The organism is Nocardioides sp., assembly GCF_024509035.1.
GTDB lineage: Bacteria > Actinomycetota > Actinomycetes > Propionibacteriales > Nocardioidaceae > Nocardioides.
The window spans coordinates 846-1,179 of record NZ_JANINT010000425.1 but is presented as its reverse complement, the minus strand read 5'-3'; the positions used below and the strand labels follow the sequence as shown (position 1 = coordinate 1,179).

Annotated in this window: 1 pseudogene; it reads right to left on the bottom strand. The window is 61.4% G+C overall.

What is annotated here, in order from left to right:
- Positions 1-334 (bottom strand): annotated as a pseudogene (locus tag Q0L15_RS22960) (hypothetical protein); the annotation flags it as partial.

Genomic DNA, 334 nt, shown 5'->3' with positions numbered 1-334 from the left:
CTCTTCGACGATATTGCTTTGGGGCAACGCCCATCGTAGCACCGCACTGTCCTTTCTGGTGAACTGGTCTGGACGTCGCGTTCGCCACCAAATCAATGGTGATGCCGGATCGCCGCAAGGACTCGATCTTCGACGGGTTGTTGGTCATCAGCTCGATCTCGTCCAAGCCCAGGGCGCGCAGCATGGTCGCGCACTCCCCGTAGGTGCGCTCGTCGGCCCGACGTCCGAGCGCCTCGTTCGCGGAGAACGTGTCGGCACCGGCGTCCTGGATCAGGTACGCCTCCAGCTTCTTGTACAGGCCGATGCCTCGTCCCTCTTGTCGCATGTAGAGAAT